Raw genomic sequence first — 22,270 nt, 5'->3', positions numbered from 1 at the left:
GACCCGTCCCCTACGGGACGAGACCGATCACGTACCGGAAGACGTTCGGCATCCACACCGTCCCGTCGGGACGCACGTGCGGCGCGAGGGCCTCCTCGATCTCCTTCTCCACCTGCCCGAGCTCCGTCGCCCGCACCGCCTCCTCGAACACGCCCGTCGACAGCAGCCCGCGCACCGCGCTCGCCGCGTCCGCGTACCCGAAGGGACAGGCCACCCGGCCCGACCCCGCCGGACTCAGGCCCACCGCGGCCGCCACCGCGTCCAGGTCCTGACGGACGTCCGCCGCGCCGTCCGCGAGCCGCGCGGCCACCCGCAGGACCGGCTCCGTCGCGCAGCGCTCCGGCGGACCCCAGCCCGCCAGCACGACCGTCGTACCCGACTGCGCCGAACGGGTGAGCTCCGCCAGGTCCCGGCCGACCCCGGCCCTCGCGTCGAACGCCGTGACCACGTCGTACGGAGCACCCTCCGGCACCCCGTCGAACCCGTCCGCGACCACCACGCTCCGCGGCAGCCGCTCCCTGGCCAGCTCCACGCGCGCGTGGTCCCGGTCCACACCGGCGACCGCGGCCCCGCGCGCCGCCGCCATCAACAACGCGAGGCCGGAGCCGCAGCCCAGCCCCAGCACGCGGGTCCGCGGCCCCACGCGGAGCCGCTCGTAGACGGCCTCGTACAGCGGCACGAGCATCCGCTCCTGGATCTCGGCCCAGTCGCGCGCGGGGTGGTACGGGACGAGCGTAGGTGTCATGAAGGAACGCCCCAATCCGTGACGGAACGACAGCCCCCCGTAGCCCAGGGAACTGCGCATCCCGGCCCGCGTCCAGTGCTCGGGCCGGACGGATTGCTCCGGAACGGGACCCGGTGCGCCGCCTTGCGGGAGAACCCGGTAATGTGCCCGCAACAATGCCCCCCGCGGCATCCCCGCGGCTCCCGCGGGAGCGCGCACGCGCCACGCGCACGCCGGGTCGTATGCGCCGCTACGCACCGGCTTGACGCCCCCTGCGCGGCTTCTCCGCAGATCGGCGCACTGGCCCTCGTCAGGACGCATCAACGGCAACTGACGGGTACGTGCAAATTATTTGAGATGCCCCGGAATGGAACCCGAGGGCGCATCGGCTCGTTGTAAGCGACGTGAGCACGACACCACCTGTTCTCGCCGCAGAGCTGGCACAGGCGTGGGCCGACATTCAGCGGCACCACCCCGAGCTGCCCGACCTTGCCGCGCCCGAGTCCCTGATCGGAGAGTCCTCGTCCGCCTGCGGCGCCGAGCTCTCCTTCGAGCGACTGCTCCACGAGGCAGTCCACGGCATCGCCGCCGCCCGAGGAGTCCGCGACACCTCCCGCGCCGGCCGCTACCACAACCGCAGATTCCTCGCGATCGCCGAGGAGATGGGCCTCGACCATCCCGAGGAGCCGCACGCCAGCAGCGGCTTCTCCCTGGTCACGCTCAACCCCGAGGCGAGGCGGCGCTACCGCCCCACCATCGAGCGGCTCCAGCGCGCCCTCAAGGCCCACACCGTCGCCACGGCCGCCGACACCAAGCGCTCCTTCCGCGGACCGGCCGCCCGGCACGGCTCCTCGGGCGGCGGCGTCCGCGTCAAGGCCGTCTGCGACTGCGGGCGGAACGTGCGCGTGGTGCCGTCGGTGCTGGCCCAGGCCCCGATCGTCTGCGGCGGCTGCGGCAAGCCCTTCCGCATCCCGGAGACGGTGGGCGCCGCCAACTGACCCGGCGGCGTGTGGCACAATGGCTAGCTGTACTCGACAGTCGCACAGGACCCCTCTCTCCTCCGGCTGACGCGTCCATCGGGCACCCGAGTACCGCAACCCCACGTGGCATCTCAAGTGCCCAACCACGTCAAGACCAGGAGACACCACTTCAGTGGCAGTCAAGATCAAGCTCAAGCGCCTCGGTAAGATCCGCCAGCCGCACTACCGCATCGTCGTCGCCGACTCGCGCACCCGCCGCGACGGTCGCGCGATCGAGGAGATCGGCCTCTACCACCCGACGTACAACCCGTCGCGTATCGAGGTCGACTCCGAGCGCGCGCAGTACTGGCTGTCCGTCGGCGCCCAGCCGACCGAGCCCGTCCTCGCCATCCTGAAGCTCACCGGCGACTGGCAGAAGCACAAGGGCCTCCCGGCCCCGGAGAAGCCGCTGCTGGCCCCGGCCACCAAGGAGGCGAAGCGCGCCTCGTTCGACGAGTTCGCGAAGACCCTCGAGGGCGGCGACGACAAGGGTGAGGCCATCACCCCCAAGGCCAAGAAGGCCGACAAGAAGGCTGACGAGGCCGAGGCCGCGTCGACCGAGTCGACCGAGGCCTGAGCATGCTCGAGGAGGCTCTCGAGCACCTCGTGAAGGGCATCGTCGACAACCCCGACGATGTGCAGGTCGCCTCGCGCAACCTGCGTCGCGGCCGCGTGCTCGAGGTCCGGGTCCACCCCGACGACCTCGGCAAGGTGATCGGCCGCAACGGCCGCACCGCGCGTGCGCTGCGCACGGTCGTGGGCGCCATCGGCGGCCGCGGCATCCGCGTCGACCTCGTCGACGTGGACCAGGTTCGCTGACCGAGGTCGGCCGCGTTACCCAGAGAAACGCCGGCACGGGCCGGGGAGGGCTTTCGAGCCCGCCCCGGCCCGTCGTCGTCCCCCGACAGGAGAGTGTGTAAGTCGTGCAGCTGGTAGTCGCGCGGATCGGCCGCGCCCACGGCATCAAGGGCGAGGTCACCGTCGAGGTACGGACCGACGAGCCCGAGCTGCGGCTCGGACCCGGCGCCGTCCTGCTCACCGACCCGGCCTCCACCGGGCCGCTGACCATCGAATCCGGGCGCGTGCACAGCGGCCGGCTCCTGCTGCGCTTCGAGGGCGTCCGCGACCGCAACGCCGCCGAGGCCCTCCGCAACACCCTCCTGATCGCCGAGATCGACCCCTCCGAGCTGCCCGAGGAGGAGGACGAGTACTACGACCACCAGCTCATCGACCTGGACGTGGTGCTCGCCGACGGCACCGAGATCGGAGTGATCACCGAGATCTCGCACCTGCCGTCCCAGGACCTCTTCATCGTGGAGCGGCCCGACGGCACCGAGCTGATGATCCCCTTCGTCGGCGAGATCGTCACCGAGATCGACCTGGAGGAGCAGCGAGCCGTCATCGCCCCGCCGCCGGGCCTGATCGACGACCGCGCCGAGATCGCCTCCGCCCGCGACGCCGAGGCCGACGCCCGCGACGCCGAAGGCGGCGACACCGAGCCGGGTGAGCGCGCATGAGGCTCGACGTCGTCACGATCTTCCCCGAGTACCTGGAGCCGCTCAACGTCTCCCTCGTCGGCAAGGCCAGCGCCCGCGGCGTCCTCGACGTCCACGTCCACGACCTGCGCTCCTGGACGTACGACCGGCACAACACCGTCGACGACACCCCGTACGGCGGCGGCCCCGGCATGGTCATGAAGACCGAGCCCTGGGGCGACGCCCTCGACCAGACCCTCGCCGACGGTTACGAGGCGGGAGCCCACGGCCCCGTCCTCGTCGTCCCGACCCCCAGCGGCCGCCCCTTCACCCAGGAGCTGGCCGTCGAACTCTCCGAGCGGCCCTGGCTGATCTTCACCCCGGCCCGCTACGAGGGCATCGACCGCCGCGTCATGGACGAGTACGCGACCCGGATGCCGGTCTACGAGGTCTCCATCGGCGACTACGTCCTCGCCGGCGGCGAGGCGGCCGTCCTCGTCGTCACCGAAGCCGTCGCCCGCCTCCTTCCCGGCGTCCTCGGCAACGCCGAGTCCCACCGCGACGACTCCTTCGCCCCCGGCGCCATGGCCAACCTCCTGGAGGGGCCGGTCTACACCAAGCCCCCGGAGTGGCGCGGCCGCACCATCCCCGACGTGCTCCTCAGCGGCCACCACGGCAAGATCGCCCGCTGGCGGCGCGACGAGGCCTTCCGGCGCACGGTCGCCCACCGGCCCGACCTCATCGAGCGCTGCGACCCCGCCACCTTCGACAAGAAGGACCGCGAGATCCTCTCGATGCTGGGCTGGGCCCCCGAACCCGGCGGCCGATTTTGGCGCAGGGTCGCGGACGTGGAAGAATAGGCCGCTGTCGTCCGTCCGGCGCGCGCCCCTGCCACAGGGGGAAGACGCCCGCCAGGCACGGACGGCGCTTCCATCGTTTCGAACGTTCCGCTGATGACCTGTGGCATCAGCGAGGAAAGAGACCTCCATGGCCTCCCTGCTCGACCAGGTCAACGCGGGTTCGCTCCGCTCCGACCTCCCCGCCTTCCGTCCCGGCGACACCGTGAACGTCCACGTGCGCGTCATCGAGGGCAACCGCTCCCGTATCCAGCAGTTCAAGGGCGTCGTCATCCGCCGCCAGGGCTCGGGCGTCTCCGAGACCTTCACGGTCCGCAAGGTCTCGTTCTCCGTCGGCGTCGAGCGCACCTTCCCGGTGCACAGCCCGATCTTCGAGAAGATCGAGCTCGTCTCCCGCGGTGACGTCCGTCGCGCCAAGCTCTACTACCTCCGTGAGCTGCGCGGCAAGGCCGCCAAGATCAAGGAGAAGCGCGACAACTGAGCTCCGGCTCACCGGTCGCGCGGCGCTTCCGACTCCTCGCACAGGCTGGCCGGATAGGCTCTGCCACCGATGGATACCGAAGCACAGCACACGGAGCGCGACCCCTCTTCCGACGAGGAGGGGTCGCGCTCCGCGCGTGTTTCCGGGGCCTCGGGGGAGGTCTCCGGTGACGCCGCCGCGGAGGCCCCCGGAGCCCCGGCCGCGGACGCGGGACCCGGCGGGGAGGCCCCCGGAGCCCCGGCCGCGGAGAACGGACCCGCCCGGTTCGTGAACTCGTGGCGCAGGACCGGACTCCTCGGCGCCGCCTGCGTGGTCTTCCTGCTGCTCCTCAGCCACTTCGTGGCGCAGCCCTTCCTCATCCCCAGCGGCTCGATGGAACCCACCCTGCGGGTCGGCGACCGCATCCTCGTCAACAAACTGGCGTACCGTTTCGGCAACGCCCCGCACCGCGGTGACGTCGTCGTCTTCGACGGCACCGGCTCCTTCGTGCGCGAGGACACCGCAGGCGATCCCCTCACCGGCCTGCTGCGCGAGGCGGGCGCCGCGCTCGGCCTCGCCGAACCCGACGAGACCGACTTCGTGAAGCGGGTCGTCGGCACCGGCGGCGACCGCGTCGTCTGCTGCGACAAGGACGGACGCCTCACCGTCAACGGCACCCCCGTCCCCGAGACGTACGTGATGCCGGGCGACCGGCCCTCCGACGTGCCCTTCGACATCGTCGTACCCGCCGGAACCCTCTGGGTCATGGGCGACCACCGCAGCCAGTCCAGCGACTCCCGCGACCACCTCGGCAGTCCCGGCGGCGGCATGGTCCCCGTCGAGCGGGTCATCGGACGCGCCGACTGGATCGCCTGGCCCTTCGACCGCTGGACCACCGTCCCGGCGACCGACGCCTACGACGCCGTGCCGGCCGCCCCGGCGGATCCCGCGCACGGGAACGGAACCGGGGCGGGAGCCCATGGGTAGGCGGGGCAGGCCGCCCGCCGGGCGCCCCGGACACGCCCCGGCCCAGGACGCCGCGCCGCCCGGGCGGGCCGAGCGGCGCAGGCTCGCCCGCAAGGTCAAGCGACGCCGGCAGCGCTCCGCGATCCGCGAGATCCCCGTCCTCGTCACCGTCGCCGTCCTCATCGCGCTCGTCCTCAAGACCTTCCTCGTCCAGGCGTTCGTCATCCCCTCCGGCTCGATGGAACAGACGATCCGCATCCAGGACCGGGTCCTCGTCGACAAGCTCACCCCCTGGTTCGGCTCACGCCCGCAGCGCGGCGACGTCGTCGTCTTCAAGGACCCCGGCAACTGGCTCCACCAGGACACCGCCCCGGCCGCCGACGACCCGGTCGGCGTCAAACAGGTCAAGCAGGCCCTCACCTTCATCGGACTGCTGCCCTCCGCCGACGACCGCGACCTCATCAAACGGGTCGTCGCCGTCGGCGGCGACACCGTCCGCTGCTGCGACAAGGACGGGCGGCTCACCGTCAACGGCGTACCCCTGAACGAGCCGTACCTCCACCCGGGCAACAAGCCCTCCACCATCCCCTTCGAGGTGAAGGTCCCCGAAGGCCGGATCTTCGTCCTCGGCGACCACCGCTCCGACTCGGCCGACTCCCGCTTCCACCTCGACGAGAAGGACCACGGCACCGTCGCGGAAGAGCAGGTCGTGGGCCGCGCCGTCGTGATCGCCTGGCCCCTCGGGCACTGGCGCCGCCTGGAGGAGCGCCAGACCTTCGCCGCCGTACCGGACGCACGTACGAGTTCCGAGCCCGCGCTCGGTCTGTCGCATAGTGTGTCCCCGCGCGATCTCAACGGATTGCCCGACCTCCCGACCCCTGCGGAACTTCTGCTCGTTATGGGAGTGGTGGGCCTGTCCCTGTTCCGGGACGGGCGATTGCACGGAGTGAGGAGTGGATGTGGGGGATTTGGCCGTCGGCGCACGATCCGGACACGACGAGCCCGAGAAGAGGGCCGACGGGGCCACAGGCGATGACGTGACAGGTGACGAGATGACCAGCGACGACACGTCGCACGGCGACGGGACGGACCAGCCCGGCGGCCAGGACACCCCCGGCAGCGGCCCGAAGAAGCCGCGTTCCTTCTGGAAGGAACTGCCGCTCCTCATCGGCATCGCCCTGCTGCTCGCCCTGCTCATCAAGACCTTCCTCGTGCAGGCGTTCTCCATCCCGTCGGAATCGATGATGAACACGCTGCAGAAGGGTGACCGGGTCCTCGTCGACAAGCTCACCCCCTGGTTCGGCTCCGAACCCGAACGCGGCGAGGTCGTCGTCTTCCACGACCCGGGCGGCTGGCTGGAGGGCGAGGAGACCCCCGAGCCCAACATCGTCCAGAAGTTCCTCAGCTTCATCGGCCTCATGCCGTCCGCCGAGGAGAAGGACCTCATCAAGCGGGTCATCGCCGTCGGCGGCGACACCGTCTCCTGCAAGGTCGGCGGCAAGGTCGTCCTCAACGGCAAGGAGCTCGACGAGAGCGCCTACCTGTTCCCCGGCTCCGTCCCCTGCCAGGACTCCTTCGGCCCCGTCAAGGTCCCCGAGGGCCGCATCTGGGTCATGGGCGACAACCGGCAGAACTCCCTGGACTCCCGCTTCCACCAGGAGCTCCCGGGCGCCGGCACCGTCGCCAACGACCTGGTCGTCGGCCGCGCCGTCGTCATCGCCTGGCCCGTCACCCGGTGGGCCACCCTCCCCGTCCCTGAGATCTTCGACCAGCCCGGACTCGACCGGGCCATGACCGCCGCCCCCGCGGGCGCCGCCGGCCTCGCCGGAGCCCTCCCGCTGGTCCTCTGGCGCCGCAAGAAGCGGCACGCGGGGCATACCGCCGAGTAGCGACCCGCGGGTAGGGTGCCGTCCCGGAACGTCGACGGACCCCTGGGGTGTGCGCATGAGCGGCAACATACGAACGGACGGCGGCCACGGCCGCCTCGGCAGGTTCCTGTCGGGGCTGGCCGTGGCCGTCGGCTGTCTGCTCTTCGTCGGCGGATTCGTCGGCGGAGCCCTGCTCTACCGGCCCTACACCATCCCCAGCGACTCCATGACCCCCACCATCGAGGTCAACTCGCGCGTCCTCGCCGAACGCATCGACGGCAGCGAGGTCCGCCGCGGCGACATCGTCGTCTTCCGCGACCCCCTCTGGGGCAACGCCCCCATGGTCAAGCGCGTCGTCGGCATCGGCGGCGACACCGTCGTCTGCTGCGACGCCCAGCGCCGCCTCACCGTCAACGGCACGGCCGTCGACGAGCCGTACCTCCGCCCCGGAACCGACCTCATCGCCTCCGCCGGCGAGGAGTTCTCCGCCACCGTCCCCGCCGACGGTCTCTTCCTCCTCGGCGACGACCGCCACACCTCCCTCGACTCCCGCAGCCACCTCGAAGACGCCGGACAGGGCTCCGTGCCCCGCTCCGCCGTCGACGCACGGGTCGACGCCGTCGTCTGGCCCGCCAAGGGCGTCATCGACCGCCCCGCGGGCTTCGCCGCCCTCCCCGGCGGCACCTCACAACCCGGCCCCCTCGGCCTCCTCCTCACCGCCATCGGCGCCGGAGCCCTCCTGATCTTCGGCGGATCGGCGTACGGGCCGGTGGCACGCGCCCTCGGGCGCCGCCGCAGCACCCCTGGCGCGAGCACCGGCCCGCGCGCCAAGGTGGGAACATGACGGAAAGCGCCACCCGGAGCGCGACCGACGGCGGCGGGGCCGGCGACCGGTCCGCGGGCGTCGGCGTGCCCGCGACGGAGCTGCCCGTGTCCGAGCTGCCCGCGACGGAGCTGCCCGCGTCCGCGCTGCCCGCGACCGACGGGCCGCAGCTGAGGCAGGTCGCCCGGGTCATCCTCCTCGACCCCGACGACCGCATCCTCCTCATGCACGGACACGAACCCGACGACCCCACCGACACCTGGTGGTTCACCCCCGGCGGCGGCCTCGAAGGACAGGAGACCCGCGAACAGGCCGCCCTGCGCGAACTCGCCGAGGAGACCGGCCTCACCGACGTCGACCTCGGCCCCGTCCTCTGGCAGCGCCACTGCTCCTTCCCCTTCGCCGGCCGCCGCTGGGACCAGGACGAGTGGTACTACCTCGCCCGCACCCGCCACACCACCACCCCGCCCGGGCCCCAGGCCCTCACCGAACTCGAGACCCGCAGCCTCGCGGGCCTCAGATGGTGGACCTGCGCCGAACTGTCGGCGGCCCGTGAGACGGTGTACCCGACCAGACTCGCCGAGCTGCTCCGAAAGCTCCTCGACGAGGGACCCCCGAGCGCCCCCGTGGTTCTCGCCCCCGAAATCGTTTAGGGGCGCGCACCACTGGCGCACAATAGGGGGACGCACGGCTGAAGGGGAACATGCCATGAGCGCCGAGGACCTCGAGAAGTACGAGACCGAGATGGAGCTGAAGCTCTACCGGGAGTACCGCGACGTCGTCGGGCTGTTCAAATACGTGATCGAGACCGAGCGGCGCTTCTACCTCACCAACGACTACGAGATGCAGGTCCACTCGGTACAGGGCGAGGTCTTCTTCGAGGTCAGCATGGCCGACGCCTGGGTGTGGGACATGTACCGGCCGGCCCGCTTCGTCAAGCAGGTCCGCGTCCTCACCTTCAAGGACGTGAACATCGAGGAGCTCAACAAGAGCGACCTCGAACTCCCCGGCAGCTGACCCCCGCCGGGACCCCCGCCCGGCGGCACGCGCGCGCCACCACGCCATCCCCGCGGGACCACCCCCACGGGTGAGCCGGATATCCACAGCCCCCGCCCCCTCCACAGGGCCGCACACCCCGCCGCCACCCCCGTCACAGTGGGTGACGGAGGTGGTACCGCATGAACGCGACCCAAGCCCTCGGACGGTACGGAGAAGAGCTGGCGACCCGCCGACTCACCGCGACCGGAATGCACATCCTCGCCCGCAACTGGCGCTGCGGACGGACCGGAGAAATCGACATCGTCGCCCGCGACGGCGACACCCTCGTCATCTGCGAGGTCAAAACCCGACGCCACGGCGCCTACGAACACCCCATGGCCGCCGTCACCCCCCACAAAGCCGCACGGCTCCGCCGACTCGCCGACTGCTGGCTCGACCGCACCCACACCCCCGCCCCCACCGGCGGCATCCGCATCGACCTCATCGGCATCGTCCTGCCCCACAAGGGCGCCCCCGTCCTCACCCACGCCCAGGGGGTGGCCTGATGGGATTCGCCCGCACCTGCTCCGTCGCCCTCGTCGGCGTCGAAGGCGTCGTCGTCGAAGTCCAAGCCGACCTCGAACCCGGCATCGCCGCCTTCACCCTCGTCGGCCTCCCCGACAAAAGCCTCACCGAAAGCCGCGACCGCGTCCGCGCCGCCATCGCCAACTCCGGCGCCGAATGGCCCCAGAAAAAACTCACCGTCGGACTCAGCCCCGCCTCCGTCCCCAAAAGCGGCAGCGGCTTCGACCTCGCCATCGCCGCCAGCATTCTCGGCGCCGCAGAACGCATCGACCCCCGCTCCATCGCCGACCTCGTCCTCATCGGCGAACTCGGCCTCGACGGCCGCGTCCGACCCGTACGAGGCGTACTCCCCGCCGTCCTCGCCGCCGCCGACGCCGGATACCGCCAGGTCGTCGTCCCCGAACAGACCGCGGGCGAAGCCTCCCTCGTCCCCGGCGTCTCCGTCCTCGGCATCCGCAGCCTCCGCCAACTGATCGCCGTCCTCACCGACGAACCCGTCCCCGACGAAGAACCCACCGAACCAGGCCGCCCCGACGCCATGCTCGCCGGACTCCTCGTCCCCGGCGCCGGCATCGGCACCGGACTCTCCGCCGCCCCCGGCGAAGGCCCCGACCTCGCCGACGTCGCAGGACAGCACACCGCACGCCGCGCCCTCGAAGTCGCCGCCGCCGGCAGTCACCACCTCATGCTCTCCGGACCCCCCGGCGCCGGAAAAACCATGCTGGCCGAACGCCTCCCCGGCATCCTCCCGCCCCTCACCCGCCAGGAATCCCTCGAAGTCACCGCCGTCCACTCCGTCGCCGGCATCCTCCCGCCCGGCGAACCCCTCGTCCGCTGCGCCCCCTACTGCGCACCCCACCACTCCGCCACCATGCAGTCCCTCGTCGGCGGCGGAAACGGCCTCCCCAGGCCCGGCGCCGTCTCCCTCGCCCACAAAGGCGTCCTCTTCCTGGACGAAGCACCCGAATTCTCCACCAAATCCCTCGACGCCCTGCGCCAACCCCTCGAATCCGGACACGTCGTCATCGCCCGCGCCGCCGGAGTCGTACGCCTCCCCGCCCGCTTCCTCCTCACCCTCGCCGCCAACCCCTGCCCCTGCGGCCGCCACACCCTCGCCGGCGCCGGCTGCGAATGCCCCTCCTCCCTCATCCGCCGCTACCAAGCCCGCCTCTCCGGACCACTCCTCGACCGCGTCGACCTCCGCATCGAAGTCGAACCCGTCACCCGCGCCGACCTCCTCGGACAAGGCGGCCGCGGCGAAAACACCGCCACCGTCGCCGACCGCGTCCGCGAAGCCCGCGACCGCGCCGCCACCCGACTCGCCGACACCCCCTGGACCGTCAACAGCGAAATCCCCGGCCACGAACTCCGCACCCGCTACACCGCCGCACCCGGCGCCCTCGCCGCCGCCGAACGCGACATCGAACGCGGACTCCTCACCGCACGCGGCCTCGACCGCGTCCTCCGAGTCGCCTGGACCGCCGCCGACCTCGCAGGCCACGACCGCCCCGACAGCCACGACCTCGCCCTCGCCCTCGAACTCCGCACCGGCATCGCCCGCGGCGTCCCCGCCGGAACGGGGGCACCCCGATGACCCACCCCCACCACCCCCGACCGACCGGCGCCACCACCGACGACCCCCTCACCCACGAACGGCACGCCCGCGCCGCACTCAGCCGCATCGTCGAACCCGGCGACGAACACGCCGGCCGCTGGCTACGCACCTACGGAGCCCCCCACCTCCTCCACCTCCTCACCCACCACCCGGCCGACCCCGTCCCCGACACCGGCCCCGACCCCTTCCCCGGCACCGGGGACAAACGCGTCGCGAGCTGGCGACGCCGCGCCCACGACGCCGACCCCGCCCACGACCTCGACCGCATCCACCGCCTCGGCGGCCGCTTCCTCATCCCCGGCGACACCGAATGGCCCCGCCAACTCGACGACCTCGGCGACGCCCGACCCATCGGCCTCTGGACCAGAGGCCCCGCCGACCTCCGCACCTGGGCCCTCCGCTCCGTCGCCCTCGTCGGCGCCCGCGCCTGCACCCCCTACGGCGCACACATCGCCGCCGACCTCGCCACCGGACTCGCCCGCCGCGGCTGGGTCGTCGTCTCCGGAGCCGCCTACGGCATCGACGCCGCCGCCCACCGCGGCGCCCTCGCCGCCGACGGAGCCACCGTCGCCGTCCTCGCCAGCGGCGTCGACACCCCCTACCCCAAAGGCCACGCCCACCTCATCGACCGCATCGCACAGCAAGGCCTCGTCATCGGCGAACTCCCACCCGACAGCCACCCCACCCCCAGCCGCTTCATCCTCCGCAACCGCGTCATCGCCGCCCTCACCCGCGGCACCGTCGTCATCGAGGCCCAACACCGCAGCGGCTCCCTCGTCACCGCCCGCGCGGCGGCCCGGCTCGGCCGCCACACCATGGGCGTCCCCGGCCCCGTCACCAGCGCCCTCTCCGCAGGCGTCCACGAACTCCTCCGCGGCGACGCCACCCTCGTCAGCGACGCCGACGAGATCACCGAACTCGTCGGCGCCATGGGCGAACTCGCCCCCGCCCGCAGAGGCCCCGTCCTGCCCCGCGACCTCCTCGCACCCGCCACCGCACACATCCTCGAAGCCCTGCCCGCCTGGAGCCCCACCCCCACCCCCACGACCACCGTCGCCCGCCGCGCCGGCACCACACCCGACGAGACCCTCGCCAAGCTGTACGAACTCCACTCGCTCGGCTTCGTCGAGCGGTACGGAGACGGATGGAGGTTGACGAACACCGCGACCGAAGGGTCGAACAAGCGGCGAGGCGGTACTTGACCCGGAGCATTCGGCTGAAATGGTGATGCCGATGAGCAACCCAGTCCGCTCGGCCGCACCCGACGGGCCCGCACGCGCCACGGCCCGGTTTCGAAGGTGTGGCCGACGGCGTCCCCCCGGACCGGCGCCATCCGTCGACGTTCGCTCACCGCGACACCGCACTCACGCTACGCTCACGAGCAACCCCCACAGGACACCCAGCAATCCCCCCAGGACACCCAGACCGACGCACCCGACAGCAGAACGGCTCAAGGCAACGCATGCCCCAGCACACCTCCGGGTCTGACCGCGCTGCGGTGCCCCCAGCAGCCCGGGGCACCGTGCGACCACCGGCACCGACCACGCTCGACGAGCTGTGGCGCTCGTACAAGGACACCGGCGACGAGCGGCTGCGGGAGCAGCTCATCCTCCACTACTCGCCGCTCGTCAAATACGTCGCGGGACGCGTCAGCGTGGGGCTGCCGTCCAACGTCGAGCAGGCCGACTTCGTCTCCTCCGGAGTCTTCGGCCTCATCGACGCCATCGAGAAGTTCGACGTCGAGCGGGCCATCAAGTTCGAGACGTACGCCATCACCCGCATCCGCGGCGCCATGATCGACGAACTCCGGGCGCTCGACTGGATTCCCCGCTCCGTACGACAGAAGGCCCGCAACGTCGAGCGCGCCTACGCCACCCTCGAAGCCCAGCTCCGCCGCACCCCCTCCGAGAGCGAGGTCGCCGCGGAGATGGGCATCCCCATCGAGGAACTGCACGCCGTCTTCAGCCAGTTGTCGCTCGCGAACGTCGTGGCCCTCGAAGAACTCCTGCACGTCGGCGGCGAAAGCGGCGACCGGCTGTCCCTCATGGACACCCTGGAGGACACCGCCGCCGACAACCCGGTCGAGGTGGCGGAGGACCGCGAGCTGCGACGCCTCCTGGCCCGCGCCATCAACACGCTCCCCGAGCGGGAGAAGACCGTCGTCACGCTCTACTACTACGAGGGCCTCACCCTCGCCGAGATCGGCCAGGTCCTCGGCGTCACCGAGAGCCGCGTCAGCCAGATCCACACCAAGTCCGTCCTCCAGCTGCGCGCCAAACTGGCCGACGTCGGGCGCTGACCCACGGCCGGCCGGTCGTAGAGTGGAGGCGTGCCCAGGATTCGAGCGGCCTCGGTGGCCGAGCACCGGACGATGCAGCGCGGCGCCCTGCTGGACGCCGCGCGTTCCCTGCTGTCCGAGGGCGGGACGGAGGCGCTGACCTTCCCCGCCCTCGCCGAGCGCACGGGCCTGGCCCGCTCGTCGGTCTACGAGTACTTCCGCTCGCGCGCCGCCGTCGTCGAGGAACTGTGCGCGGTCGACTTCCCCCTCTGGGCCGCCGAGGTCGAGGCCGCGATGGCCCGCGCCGAAACCCCCGAGGGCAAGGTCGAGGCGTACGTCCGCACCCAGCTGGAACTCGTCGGCGACCGGCGCCACCGTGCCGTCGTCGCCATCTCCGCCAGCGAACTCGACGACGGCGCCCGCGAGAAGATCCGCGCGGCCCACGGCGGCCTCGTCGCCATGATCGTCGAAGCCCTCGCCGCCCTCGGCCACCCCCAGCCCCGCCTCAGCGCCATGCTCCTCCAGGGCGTCGTCGACGCCGCGGTCCGCCGCATCGAACTCGGCGCGGCCGAGCACCCCGCGGAGATCGCCGAGACGGCCGTCGCCATGGTGCTCCACGGCGTCACCCCCGCGGATCCCTCCGCGGCCGCCGGCTCCACCACCCTCGGCGCCCCCACCGACTCCTGACCCTCCCCGGGGGCCTCCCCCCCCGCCCCCTCCCCCCACCCCCTCCGCCCCTCCCCGTTTTTCGGTTGTTGGTCGTGGGTGGTCAGGTGCGCAGGGGCAGCAGGCGGCTCGGTGGGCGGTGGAGGAGTCGGAGGGGGTTCAGGTAGGTGTCGCCGCGGAGCAGGCCCCAGTGGAGGCAGGACTCCGGGCAGTGCGTGCCGGTGGACACGCGCGCCAGAGGTGTGCCGGGTGCGACCCGGGTGCCGGGGGCGATGAGTGGGGTCACCGGGGAGAAGGTGGTGCGCAGCGGGGGAGTGCCCGTACCGGTGAGGGTGAGGGTGACGACGCCGCGGCCGCCGACCGGGCCGGCGAAGGTGACCGTCCCCGCGGCCGGCGCCAGGACCGGGGCGCCCGGGGGTGCGGCGAGGTCGACGCCGCGGTGGCCCGCGGCGTACGGGCCGGGTGGTGGGTGCCAGCCGCGCAGGATGTCCGGTGGCGGTGGGCCCACCGGCCACAGCGCGGTCAGGGTGGTCAGTGTGGTCAAGGTGGACAGGGTGGACAGTGCGGTCGCCGGGGTGAGGCCGAGGCCGCTCAGGAACGTCGTGATCAGGTGCATGGGGACAGACTTCCCGGGCCGGGAGGCGCGTGGGGGCCGGGCGGCGGATCTGTGGACGACGGGTGGGTTGTGGACAGTGCCGTCACCCGTCGCTCCCGGGGTCCCGTACACTTCCTATGGCGATCCGGGTCACCGGGTCGACTTCGCACGCCCCGCCACCACCCTCACCGGTCGTGGCAGCGCCTTTCGGTCCCTCGTGGGCATGGCGCGCCGGGGCGTCAGGAACACAACCGAGAACTCAAGGAGATACGGCCATGGCCGTCGTCACGATGCGGGAGCTGCTGGAGAGCGGCGTCCACTTCGGTCACCAGACCCGTCGCTGGAACCCGAAGATGAAGCGCTTCATCTTCACCGAGCGCAACGGCATCTACATCATCGACCTGCTCCAGTCGCTGTCGTACATCGACCGCGCCTACGAGTTCGTCAAGGAGACCGTCGCGCACGGCGGCTCCATCATGTTCGTCGGCACGAAGAAGCAGGCGCAGGAGGCCATCGCCGAGCAGGCGACCCGCGTCGGCATGCCGTACGTCAACCAGCGCTGGCTGGGCGGCATGCTCACCAACTTCTCGACCGTCTACAAGCGTCTGCAGCGCCTCAAGGAGCTCGAGCAGATCGACTTCGAGGACGTCGCCGCCTCGGGTCTCACCAAGAAGGAGCTCCTGGTCCTCTCGCGCGAGAAGGCCAAGCTGGAGAAGACCCTCGGTGGTATCCGCGAGATGCAGAAGGTGCCGAGCGCCGTCTGGATCGTCGACACCAAGAAGGAGCACATCGCCGTCGGTGAGGCGCGCAAGCTCCACATCCCGGTCGTCGCGATCCTCGACACCAACTGCGACCCCGACGAGGTCGACTACAAGATCCCGGGCAACGACGACGCGATCCGCTCCGTCACCCTGCTCACCCGCGTGATCGCCGACGCCGTCGCCGAGGGCCTCATCGCCCGCTCCGGCGCCGCGACCGGCGACTCGAAGCCGGGCGAGAAGGCCCAGGGCGAGCCGCTCGCCGAGTGGGAGCGCGACCTGCTCGAGGGCGAGAAGAAGGCCGACGAGACCGTCGAGGCCCCGGCCGCCGAGGCGCCCGCCGCCGAGGCTCCGGCTGCCGAGGCCACCGAGGCCGAGGCTCCGGCCGCGGACGCCGAGCAGGCCTGACCCTTCAGGTTCCTCAGGACCTTCGGGTGACGACGGCGGGGGCCCACGAAGCCCCCGCCGTCCACCCGTGGACCCGCCCGATCTTTCAGACTTCGAGAGAGAAACAGACTCATGGCGAACTACACCGCCGCTGACGTCAAGAAGCTCCGCGAGCTCACCGGCGCCGGCATGATGGACTGCAAGAAGGCCCTGGACGAGGCCGACGGCGACGTCGACAAGGCCGTGGAGGCCCTGCGCATCAAGGGCCAGAAGGGCGTCGCCAAGCGTGAGGGCCGCTCCGCCGAGAACGGCGCCGTGGTCTCCCTCATCGCCGACGACAACACCTCCGGCGTCCTCGTCGAGCTGAAGTGCGAGACGGACTTCGTCGCCAAGGGTGACAAGTTCATCGCCGTCGCCAACGCGCTCGCCGCGCACGTGGCCGCCACCTCCCCGGCCGACCTCGAGGCGCTGCTCGCCTCCGAGATCGAGGCCGGCAAGACCGTCCAGGCGTTCGTGGACGAGGCCAACGCCAACCTCGGCGAGAAGATCGTCCTCGACCGCTTCGCGCAGTACGCCGACGGCTACGTCTCCGCGTACATGCACCGCACGATGCCGGACCTCCCGCCGCAGATCGGTGTCCTCGTCGAGTTCGACAAGGAGAACGCCGAGGTCGCCAAGGGCGTCGCCCAGCACATCGCCGCCTTCGCGCCGAAGTACCTCACCCGTGAGGACGTCCCGGCCGAGGTCGTCGAGTCCGAGCGTCGCATCGCCGAGGAGACCACCCGTGCCGAGGGCAAGCCCGAGGCCGCGATCGCCAAGATCGTCGAGGGTCGCGTGAACGGCTTCTTCAAGGACGCGACGCTGCTCGGCCAGCCGTACGCCCTGGACAACAAGAAGTCCGTCCAGCAGATCCTGGACGAGGCCGGCGTCACCCTGAAGCGCTTCACGCGCATCAAGGTCGGCATCTGAGTCCGCTCGCGTACGCGACGGACACCGGACCCCGGTAGGGTCTGAAGCAGTCGTCCGCGCCCGCGCAGGACGACCGCAGATCTGACGAGGAGGCCATTGCCGTACGGGACACCCCACGAGGACCCCAGGCAATGGCCTTCTTCGTATGTGCACGAGGAGATCTCCATGAATCAGGGCGCCGTACAGGGCGACGACAAGACCGGCAAAAAGGTCGGCCGCTACATGCTGAAGCTGTCCGGAGAAGCCTTCTCCGGCGGTACCGGCCTGGGCGTCGACCCCGACGTCGTGCACGCCATCGCGCGCGAGATCGCGGCCGTCGTCCGCGACGGCGCCGAGATCGCGGTGGTGATCGGCGGCGGCAACTTCTTCCGCGGCGCCGAGCTCCAGCAGCGTGGCATGGACCGGGCCCGCTCCGACTACATGGGCATGCTCGGCACCGTGATGAACTGCCTCGCCCTCCAGGACTTCCTGGAGAAGGAGGGCATCGACTCCCGCGTCCAGACCGCCATCACCATGGGCCAGGTCGCCGAGCCGTACATCCCGCTGCGCGCCGTGCGCCACCTGGAGAAGGGCCGCGTGGTCATCTTCGGTGCGGGCATGGGCATGCCGTACTTCTCCACCGACACCACGGCCGCCCAGCGCGCCCTGGAGATCGACGCCGAAGCCCTGCTCATGGGCAAGAACGGCGTCGACGGCGTGTACGACTCCGACCCCAAGACCAACCCCGACGCGGTCAAGTTCGACGCGCTGGAGTACGGCGAGGTGCTCTCCCGCGACCTGAAGGTCGCCGACGCCACCGCCATCACGCTCTGCCGCGACAACGCCCTCCCGATCCTCGTCTTCGAACTGCTCGCCGCGGGCAATATCGCGCGCGCGGTGAAGGGTGAGAAGATCGGCACGCTCGTGAGCGACCAGGGCACCCGGGCCTGACCCGAACCGGGAACCACCCCGCCAGGGGATGGACGACAGCCCTGCCGGTCGTACACCGTGCAGGACACAACGCGACGACACGCAGGAGCAACTGGTGATCGAAGAGACCCTCCTCGAGGCCGAGGAGAAGATGGAGAAGGCCGTCGTGGTCGCCAAGGAGGACTTCGCCGCGATCCGCACCGGCCGTGCGCACCCGGCGATGTTCAACAAGATCGTGGCCGACTACTACGGTGCCATCACGCCCATCAACCAGCTGGCGTCGTTCTCCGTTCCGGAGCCGCGCATGGCCGTGGTGACCCCGTTCGACAAGAGCGCCCTGCGCAACATCGAGCAGGCGATCCGGGACTCGGACCTGGGCGTCAACCCGAGCAACGACGGCAACATCATCCGCGTGGTGTTCCCCGAGCTGACCGAGGAGCGCCGCCGGGAGTACATCAAGGTCGCCAAGGGCAAGGCCGAGGACTCCAAGATCTCGATCCGCTCGGTGCGCCGCAAGGCCAAGGAGTCCATCGACAAGCTCGTCAAGGACGGCGAGGTCGGCGAGGACGAGGGCCGTCGTGCGGAGAAGGAGCTCGACGACACCACCGCGAAGTACGTCGCGCAGGTGGACGAGCTGCTCAAGCACAAGGAAGCCGAGCTGCTCGAGGTCTGATGAACGACTCTTCCTGGGGGGCGCCGGCCGGTTCAGGCCTCGGCGGACCCGACCAGGGGCCTGCCCCGGCGGGTCCCGCACACGATCGGCGGCAGGCGGCGCAGACTCGGCCCATGCCCATCGTGCCCGACGTTCCCGCCGGCGGATTCCAGGACGGTCACGGCCGGGGGGCCGCTCACCCGAGCGGTCCCCTGTTCCGTGACGAGACGCCGCACGAGCACCCGCAGGAGCCCATGCCCAGCCCCACCCCGCCTCCGCCGCCCGGGCCGTCGGCGCCCCGGCAGAAGAAGAGCGCGGGGCGGGACCTGGGCGCGGCCATAGGGGTCGGGGTCGGCCTCGGCGCCGTCATCATCGCGTCGCTCTTCATCTGGAAGGCGGCGTTCGTCGGAGTGATAGCGGTCGCCGTCGTGGTCGGCCTCTGGGAGCTGACCTCCCGCCTCCAGGAGCGCAAGGCGATCAAGGCGCCGCTGGTGCCGCTCGCCGTCGGCGGTGCGGCGATGGTCGTCGCCGGATACGTGCGGGGCGCGGAGGGCGCGTGGGTGGCGATGGCCCTCACGGCGCTCGCGGTCCTCGTGTGGCGGATGACGGAGCCCCCCGAGGGCTATCTGAAGGACGTCACCGCGGGCGTGTTCGCCGCGTTCTACGTCCCGTTCCTGGCGACGTTCGTGGCGCTGCTGCTCACCGCCGACGACGGGCCGCAGCGGGTGCTGACGTTCCTGATCCTGACCGTGGTCAGCGACACCGGGGCGTACGCGATCGGCTGGCGCTTCGGGCGGCGGAAGCTGGCGCCGCGCATCAGCCCCGGGAAGACCCGTGAGGGTCTGCTCGGTGCGGTGACGTTCGCGATGGCGGCGGGCGCGCTGTGCATGGAGTTCATGATCGAGGACGGTGTCTGGTGGCAGGGTCTGGTCCTCGGTCTGGCGGTGGCGGCCAGTGCGACGCTCGGTGACCTGGGCGAGTCGATGATCAAGCGGGACCTGGGCATCAAGGACATGGGCACGCTGCTGCCGGGGCACGGCGGCATCATGGACCGGCTGGACTCGCTGCTGCCGACGGCGCCGGTGGTGTGGCTGCTGCTCGCGCTCTTCGTCGGCACCGGCTGACCTGGGGTTTCTTGCTGAGGGGCCCGTTGTCCACAGGACGGCGGGCCCTTCGCCGTATCTCTGCGACACTGGTAGGACCATGCCCAAGCCCGGAGAACTCACTTTCGTCGCGCCCCGCGGAGCCAAGAAGCCGCCGCGGCACCTCGCCGACCTCACGCCCGCCGAGCGGAAGGAAGCCGTCGCCGCGATCGGCGAGAAGCCCTTCCGTGCCAAGCAGCTGTCCACGCACTACTTCGCGCGGTACGCGCACGATCCCGCGGAGTGGACGGACATTCCGGCCGCCGCGCGGGAGAAGCTGGCGGGGGAGCTGCTGCCCGATCTGATGTCCGTCGTGCGGCACGTGTCGTGCGACGACGACACGACCCGTAAGACGCTGTGGCGGCTGCACGACGGCACGCTCGTGGAGTCGGTGCTCATGCGGTACCCGGACCGGGTGACCATGTGCATCTCCTCGCAGGCCGGCTGCGGGATGAACTGCCCGTTCTGCGCGACCGGGCAGGCGGGGCTCGACCGGAACCTGTCGACCGCCGAGATCGTGCACCAGATCGTCGACGGGATGCGGGCGCTGCGCGACGGCGAGGTCCCCGGTGGGCCCGCGCGGCTGTCGAACATCGTCTTCATGGGGATGGGCGAGCCGCTCGCGAACTACAAGCGGGTCGTGGGGGCGATCCGGCGGCTGACCGACCCCGAACCGGACGGTCTCGGGCTGTCGCAGCGCGGCATCACGGTGTCGACGGTCGGTCTCGTCCCGGCGATGCTGCGGTTCGCCGACGAGGGCTTCAAGTGCCGTCTCGCGGTGTCGCTGCACGCCCCGGACGACGAGCTGCGGGACACGCTGGTGCCCGTCAACACGCGGTGGAAGGTCCGTGAGGTCCTCGACGCGGCGTGGGAGTACGCGGAGAGGTCCGGGCGCCGGATCTCCATCGAGTACGCGCTGATCCGGGACATCAACGACCAGGCGTGGCGGGGCGACCTCCTCGGGCGGCTGCTCAAGGGGAAGCGGGTGCACGTGAACCTGATCCCGCTGAACCCGACGCCGGGGTCGAAGTGGACGGCGTCGCGGCCCGAGGACGAGAAGGCGTTCATCGAGGCGATCGCCGCGCACGGGGTGCCGGTGACCGTCCGCGACACCCGCGGTCAGGAGATCGACGGGGCCTGTGGACAGCTCGCGGCCGCCGAACGCTGACCTTGTACGCTGTGCTCGAACACATCTCCATATTCCGACAGGGGAGCGCCACAGCGCTGAGAGTGCGGTTGAGGTGCCCGGGCCCGGGTGACGGGCGGGGCAGCGGCCGCAGACCCTCTGAACCTCGCCCAGGTCATTCTGGGTAGGAAGTTCGGTCGACAACTCAAGCTGTTGCGCCCTGCCCGCGCCCGGTCCGCCGGTCGTGGGCAGGGCCGCGTCTCTTCCTGGACATGCCCAGGAGGAAATTCCAGTGAGCACCAAGAAGACGGCGGCCGTCGCGTTCGTCGCGGCGCTGGGCGTCACGGCCCTCGCCGGCTGTGGCACCGAGGACGTCCGGGACGCGGCCGGCAAGAGCGGTGGGCCCGCGCCGAAGACGGTGACGCTCGTGAGCCACGACTCGTTCAACGCCTCCAAGGAGGTGCTGGCGGAGTTCACGAAGCGGACCGGGTTCACGGTGAAGGTCCTGAAGGCCGGTGACGCGGGCGAGGCCGTCAACAAGGAGATCCTGACGAAGGGCTCGCCGCAGGGCGACGTGTTCTTCGGGGTCGACAACACGCTGCTGTCCCGGGCCCTCGACAACGGGATCTTCGAGCCGTACGAGGCGAAGGGCGTCGACCGGGTGCCGGCCGCGTACCGGCTCGACAAGGAGAACCGGGTCACGCCGGTCGACTCCGGCGACATCTGCGTCAACTACGACAAGAAGTACTTCGCGGACAGGAAGCTGGCGCCGCCGGTGACGTTCGACGACCTGGCGAAGCCGGAGTACAAGGACCTGCTGGTGGTGGAGAACCCCGAGCGGTCGTCCCCCGGTCTCGGCTTCCTCCTCGGTACGGCGGCGAAGTACGGCGACGACGGCTGGCCGGCGTACTGGGAGAAGCTGAAGGCGAACGGCGTGAAGACCGTCGACAGCTGGGAGCTCGCCTACAACCAGGAGTTCTCCGGTTCGGCCGGCGGCAAGCAGGCCAAGGGCGACCGGCCGCTGGTCGTGTCGTACGCGTCCAGCCCGCCGGTGGAGGTGCTGTACGGCGAGCCGCAGCCGAAGGTGGCGCCGACGGGCGTGTCCACGGGGACGTGCTTCCGGCAGATCGAGTTCGCGGGGCTGCTGAACGGGGCGAAGAACCCCGAGGGCGGCAAGGCGCTGATCGACTTCCTGATCTCGAAGACGTTCCAGGACGACATGCCGCTGCAGATGTTCGTCAACCCGGTGGCGAAGGACGCGGCGCTGCCGGAGCTGTTCACGAAGCACGGCGTGGTGGTCGACGCGCCGGAGACGATGGCGCCGGAGAAGATCGCCGGGAAGCGCGACGCGTGGATCCAGCAGTGGTCGTCGCTCGTTCTGAAGTGACCCGCGACCTCAGGGGGAGCGCGGCGCGGCT

Annotated in this window: 26 protein-coding genes; 24 read left to right on the top strand and 2 right to left on the bottom strand. The window is 71.2% G+C overall.

What is annotated here, in order from left to right; translation table 11 throughout:
• Nucleotides 1-10 precede the first annotated feature (10 nt).
• A complete protein-coding gene (locus ACWDVG_RS20770; protein ID WP_451700767.1) occupies nucleotides 11-745 on the bottom strand; it encodes a class I SAM-dependent methyltransferase in 735 nt (244 codons plus the stop codon).
• 383 nt (nucleotides 746-1,128) lie between these two features.
• Between ACWDVG_RS20770 and ACWDVG_RS20765 the strand changes: the two genes are divergently transcribed.
• The 17 genes from ACWDVG_RS20765 (at nucleotide 1,129) to ACWDVG_RS20685 (ending at nucleotide 14,335) form a co-directional block, all read left to right on the top strand.
• Nucleotides 1,129-1,722 carry a hypothetical protein gene (locus ACWDVG_RS20765; RefSeq protein WP_030690647.1) on the top strand — a complete coding sequence of 198 codons (594 nt, stop codon included), beginning with the start codon at nucleotides 1,129-1,131 and terminating at the stop codon, nucleotides 1,720-1,722.
• A gap of 154 nt (nucleotides 1,723-1,876) precedes the next feature.
• Nucleotides 1,877-2,320 carry a 30S ribosomal protein S16 gene (gene rpsP, locus ACWDVG_RS20760; protein ID WP_309051012.1) on the top strand — a complete coding sequence of 148 codons (444 nt, stop codon included), beginning with the start codon at nucleotides 1,877-1,879 and terminating at the stop codon, nucleotides 2,318-2,320.
• A 2-nt stretch (nucleotides 2,321-2,322) separates the two neighbouring features.
• Nucleotides 2,323-2,562, top strand: coding sequence for an RNA-binding protein (locus ACWDVG_RS20755; protein ID WP_005311361.1), 240 nt, complete (start codon nucleotides 2,323-2,325; stop codon nucleotides 2,560-2,562).
• Between the two features lie 104 nt (nucleotides 2,563-2,666).
• Nucleotides 2,667-3,260: a ribosome maturation factor RimM gene (gene rimM / locus ACWDVG_RS20750; RefSeq protein WP_451700765.1), complete on the top strand. Its 594-nt coding sequence runs from the start codon at nucleotides 2,667-2,669 to the stop codon at nucleotides 3,258-3,260.
• Entirely contained in the window at nucleotides 3,257-4,078 is an 822-nt protein-coding gene (gene trmD / locus ACWDVG_RS20745) for a tRNA (guanosine(37)-N1)-methyltransferase TrmD (RefSeq protein ID WP_451700764.1), read from the top strand. Before rimM ends, trmD begins: the two co-directional genes overlap by 4 nt.
• A gap of 127 nt (nucleotides 4,079-4,205) precedes the next feature.
• Complete coding sequence (gene rplS, locus ACWDVG_RS20740; RefSeq protein ID WP_451700763.1) at nucleotides 4,206-4,556, top strand: 50S ribosomal protein L19; 351 nt, start codon at nucleotides 4,206-4,208, stop codon at nucleotides 4,554-4,556.
• A 69-nt stretch (nucleotides 4,557-4,625) separates the two neighbouring features.
• Nucleotides 4,626-5,522 carry a signal peptidase I gene (gene lepB, locus ACWDVG_RS20735; RefSeq protein ID WP_451700762.1) on the top strand — a complete coding sequence of 299 codons (897 nt, stop codon included), beginning with the start codon at nucleotides 4,626-4,628 and terminating at the stop codon, nucleotides 5,520-5,522.
• Nucleotides 5,515-6,537 (top strand): signal peptidase I, encoded by a 1,023-nt coding sequence (gene lepB, locus ACWDVG_RS20730; RefSeq protein WP_451700761.1) that lies wholly within the window; start codon nucleotides 5,515-5,517, stop codon nucleotides 6,535-6,537. Before lepB (ACWDVG_RS20735) ends, lepB (ACWDVG_RS20730) begins: the two co-directional genes overlap by 8 nt.
• Nucleotides 6,470-7,390, top strand: coding sequence for a signal peptidase I (lepB, locus tag ACWDVG_RS20725; protein WP_451700774.1), 921 nt, complete (start codon nucleotides 6,470-6,472; stop codon nucleotides 7,388-7,390). The genes lepB (ACWDVG_RS20730) and lepB (ACWDVG_RS20725) overlap by 68 nt, the downstream gene beginning before the upstream one ends.
• A gap of 55 nt (nucleotides 7,391-7,445) precedes the next feature.
• Nucleotides 7,446-8,213 (top strand): signal peptidase I, encoded by a 768-nt coding sequence (gene lepB, locus ACWDVG_RS20720; protein WP_451700760.1) that lies wholly within the window; start codon nucleotides 7,446-7,448, stop codon nucleotides 8,211-8,213.
• Entirely contained in the window at nucleotides 8,210-8,845 is a 636-nt protein-coding gene (locus tag ACWDVG_RS20715; RefSeq protein ID WP_451700759.1) for an NUDIX hydrolase, read from the top strand. The genes lepB (ACWDVG_RS20720) and ACWDVG_RS20715 overlap by 4 nt, the downstream gene beginning before the upstream one ends.
• Nucleotides 8,846-8,900: 55 nt before the next feature.
• Nucleotides 8,901-9,209, top strand: coding sequence for a DUF2469 domain-containing protein (locus ACWDVG_RS20710; protein WP_005311352.1), 309 nt, complete (start codon nucleotides 8,901-8,903; stop codon nucleotides 9,207-9,209).
• Between the two features lie 161 nt (nucleotides 9,210-9,370).
• Nucleotides 9,371-9,736 (top strand): YraN family protein, encoded by a 366-nt coding sequence (locus tag ACWDVG_RS20705; RefSeq protein ID WP_451700758.1) that lies wholly within the window; start codon nucleotides 9,371-9,373, stop codon nucleotides 9,734-9,736.
• Nucleotides 9,736-11,349 (top strand): YifB family Mg chelatase-like AAA ATPase, encoded by a 1,614-nt coding sequence (locus ACWDVG_RS20700; RefSeq protein WP_451700757.1) that lies wholly within the window; start codon nucleotides 9,736-9,738, stop codon nucleotides 11,347-11,349. Before ACWDVG_RS20705 ends, ACWDVG_RS20700 begins: the two co-directional genes overlap by 1 nt.
• Nucleotides 11,346-12,572: a DNA-processing protein DprA gene (gene dprA / locus ACWDVG_RS20695; protein WP_451700756.1), complete on the top strand. Its 1,227-nt coding sequence runs from the start codon at nucleotides 11,346-11,348 to the stop codon at nucleotides 12,570-12,572. Before ACWDVG_RS20700 ends, dprA begins: the two co-directional genes overlap by 4 nt.
• A 260-nt stretch (nucleotides 12,573-12,832) precedes the next feature.
• The gene (gene whiG, locus ACWDVG_RS20690) at nucleotides 12,833-13,669 is read left to right on the top strand and encodes an RNA polymerase sigma factor WhiG (RefSeq protein WP_451700755.1); all 837 of its coding nucleotides are present in this window, start codon (nucleotides 12,833-12,835) and stop codon (nucleotides 13,667-13,669) included.
• Nucleotides 13,670-13,723: 54 nt separating this feature from the next.
• A complete protein-coding gene (locus ACWDVG_RS20685; RefSeq protein ID WP_451700773.1) occupies nucleotides 13,724-14,335 on the top strand; it encodes a TetR/AcrR family transcriptional regulator in 612 nt (203 codons plus the stop codon).
• A gap of 82 nt (nucleotides 14,336-14,417) precedes the next feature.
• Here the strand turns inward: ACWDVG_RS20685 and ACWDVG_RS20680 are convergent, their stop codons facing one another.
• Nucleotides 14,418-14,930, bottom strand: coding sequence for a M23 family metallopeptidase (locus tag ACWDVG_RS20680; RefSeq protein WP_451700754.1), 513 nt, complete (start codon nucleotides 14,928-14,930; stop codon nucleotides 14,418-14,420).
• A 254-nt stretch (nucleotides 14,931-15,184) separates the two neighbouring features.
• Between ACWDVG_RS20680 and rpsB the strand changes: the two genes are divergently transcribed.
• The 7 genes from rpsB to ACWDVG_RS20645 all read left to right on the top strand — a co-directional run bounded on the left by rpsB (nucleotide 15,185) and on the right by ACWDVG_RS20645 (nucleotide 22,239).
• Nucleotides 15,185-16,075 (top strand): 30S ribosomal protein S2, encoded by an 891-nt coding sequence (gene rpsB / locus ACWDVG_RS20675; protein ID WP_451700753.1) that lies wholly within the window; start codon nucleotides 15,185-15,187, stop codon nucleotides 16,073-16,075.
• Between the two features lie 111 nt (nucleotides 16,076-16,186).
• Nucleotides 16,187-17,023 carry a translation elongation factor Ts gene (tsf, locus tag ACWDVG_RS20670; protein ID WP_451700752.1) on the top strand — a complete coding sequence of 279 codons (837 nt, stop codon included), beginning with the start codon at nucleotides 16,187-16,189 and terminating at the stop codon, nucleotides 17,021-17,023.
• 165 nt (nucleotides 17,024-17,188) lie between these two features.
• Nucleotides 17,189-17,953, top strand: a complete 765-nt coding sequence (gene pyrH, locus ACWDVG_RS20665; RefSeq protein WP_451700751.1) for a UMP kinase — start codon at nucleotides 17,189-17,191, stop codon at nucleotides 17,951-17,953.
• 94 nt (nucleotides 17,954-18,047) lie between these two features.
• Nucleotides 18,048-18,605, top strand: coding sequence for a ribosome recycling factor (gene frr, locus ACWDVG_RS20660; RefSeq protein ID WP_055641105.1), 558 nt, complete (start codon nucleotides 18,048-18,050; stop codon nucleotides 18,603-18,605).
• Nucleotides 18,605-19,708 carry a phosphatidate cytidylyltransferase gene (locus ACWDVG_RS20655; RefSeq protein WP_451700750.1) on the top strand — a complete coding sequence of 368 codons (1,104 nt, stop codon included), beginning with the start codon at nucleotides 18,605-18,607 and terminating at the stop codon, nucleotides 19,706-19,708. The genes frr and ACWDVG_RS20655 overlap by 1 nt, the downstream gene beginning before the upstream one ends.
• 79 nt (nucleotides 19,709-19,787) lie before the next feature.
• Nucleotides 19,788-20,894 carry a 23S rRNA (adenine(2503)-C(2))-methyltransferase RlmN gene (rlmN, locus tag ACWDVG_RS20650; RefSeq protein WP_451700748.1) on the top strand — a complete coding sequence of 369 codons (1,107 nt, stop codon included), beginning with the start codon at nucleotides 19,788-19,790 and terminating at the stop codon, nucleotides 20,892-20,894.
• A gap of 250 nt (nucleotides 20,895-21,144) precedes the next feature.
• Nucleotides 21,145-22,239 carry a thiamine ABC transporter substrate-binding protein gene (locus tag ACWDVG_RS20645; RefSeq protein ID WP_451700747.1) on the top strand — a complete coding sequence of 365 codons (1,095 nt, stop codon included), beginning with the start codon at nucleotides 21,145-21,147 and terminating at the stop codon, nucleotides 22,237-22,239.
• Nucleotides 22,240-22,270 lie beyond the last annotated feature (31 nt).

The organism is Streptomyces sp. NPDC003327, from assembly GCF_053589515.1.
The sequence above is the reverse complement of the archived record's forward strand: the minus strand, read 5'-3'. Positions and strand labels throughout refer to the sequence as shown.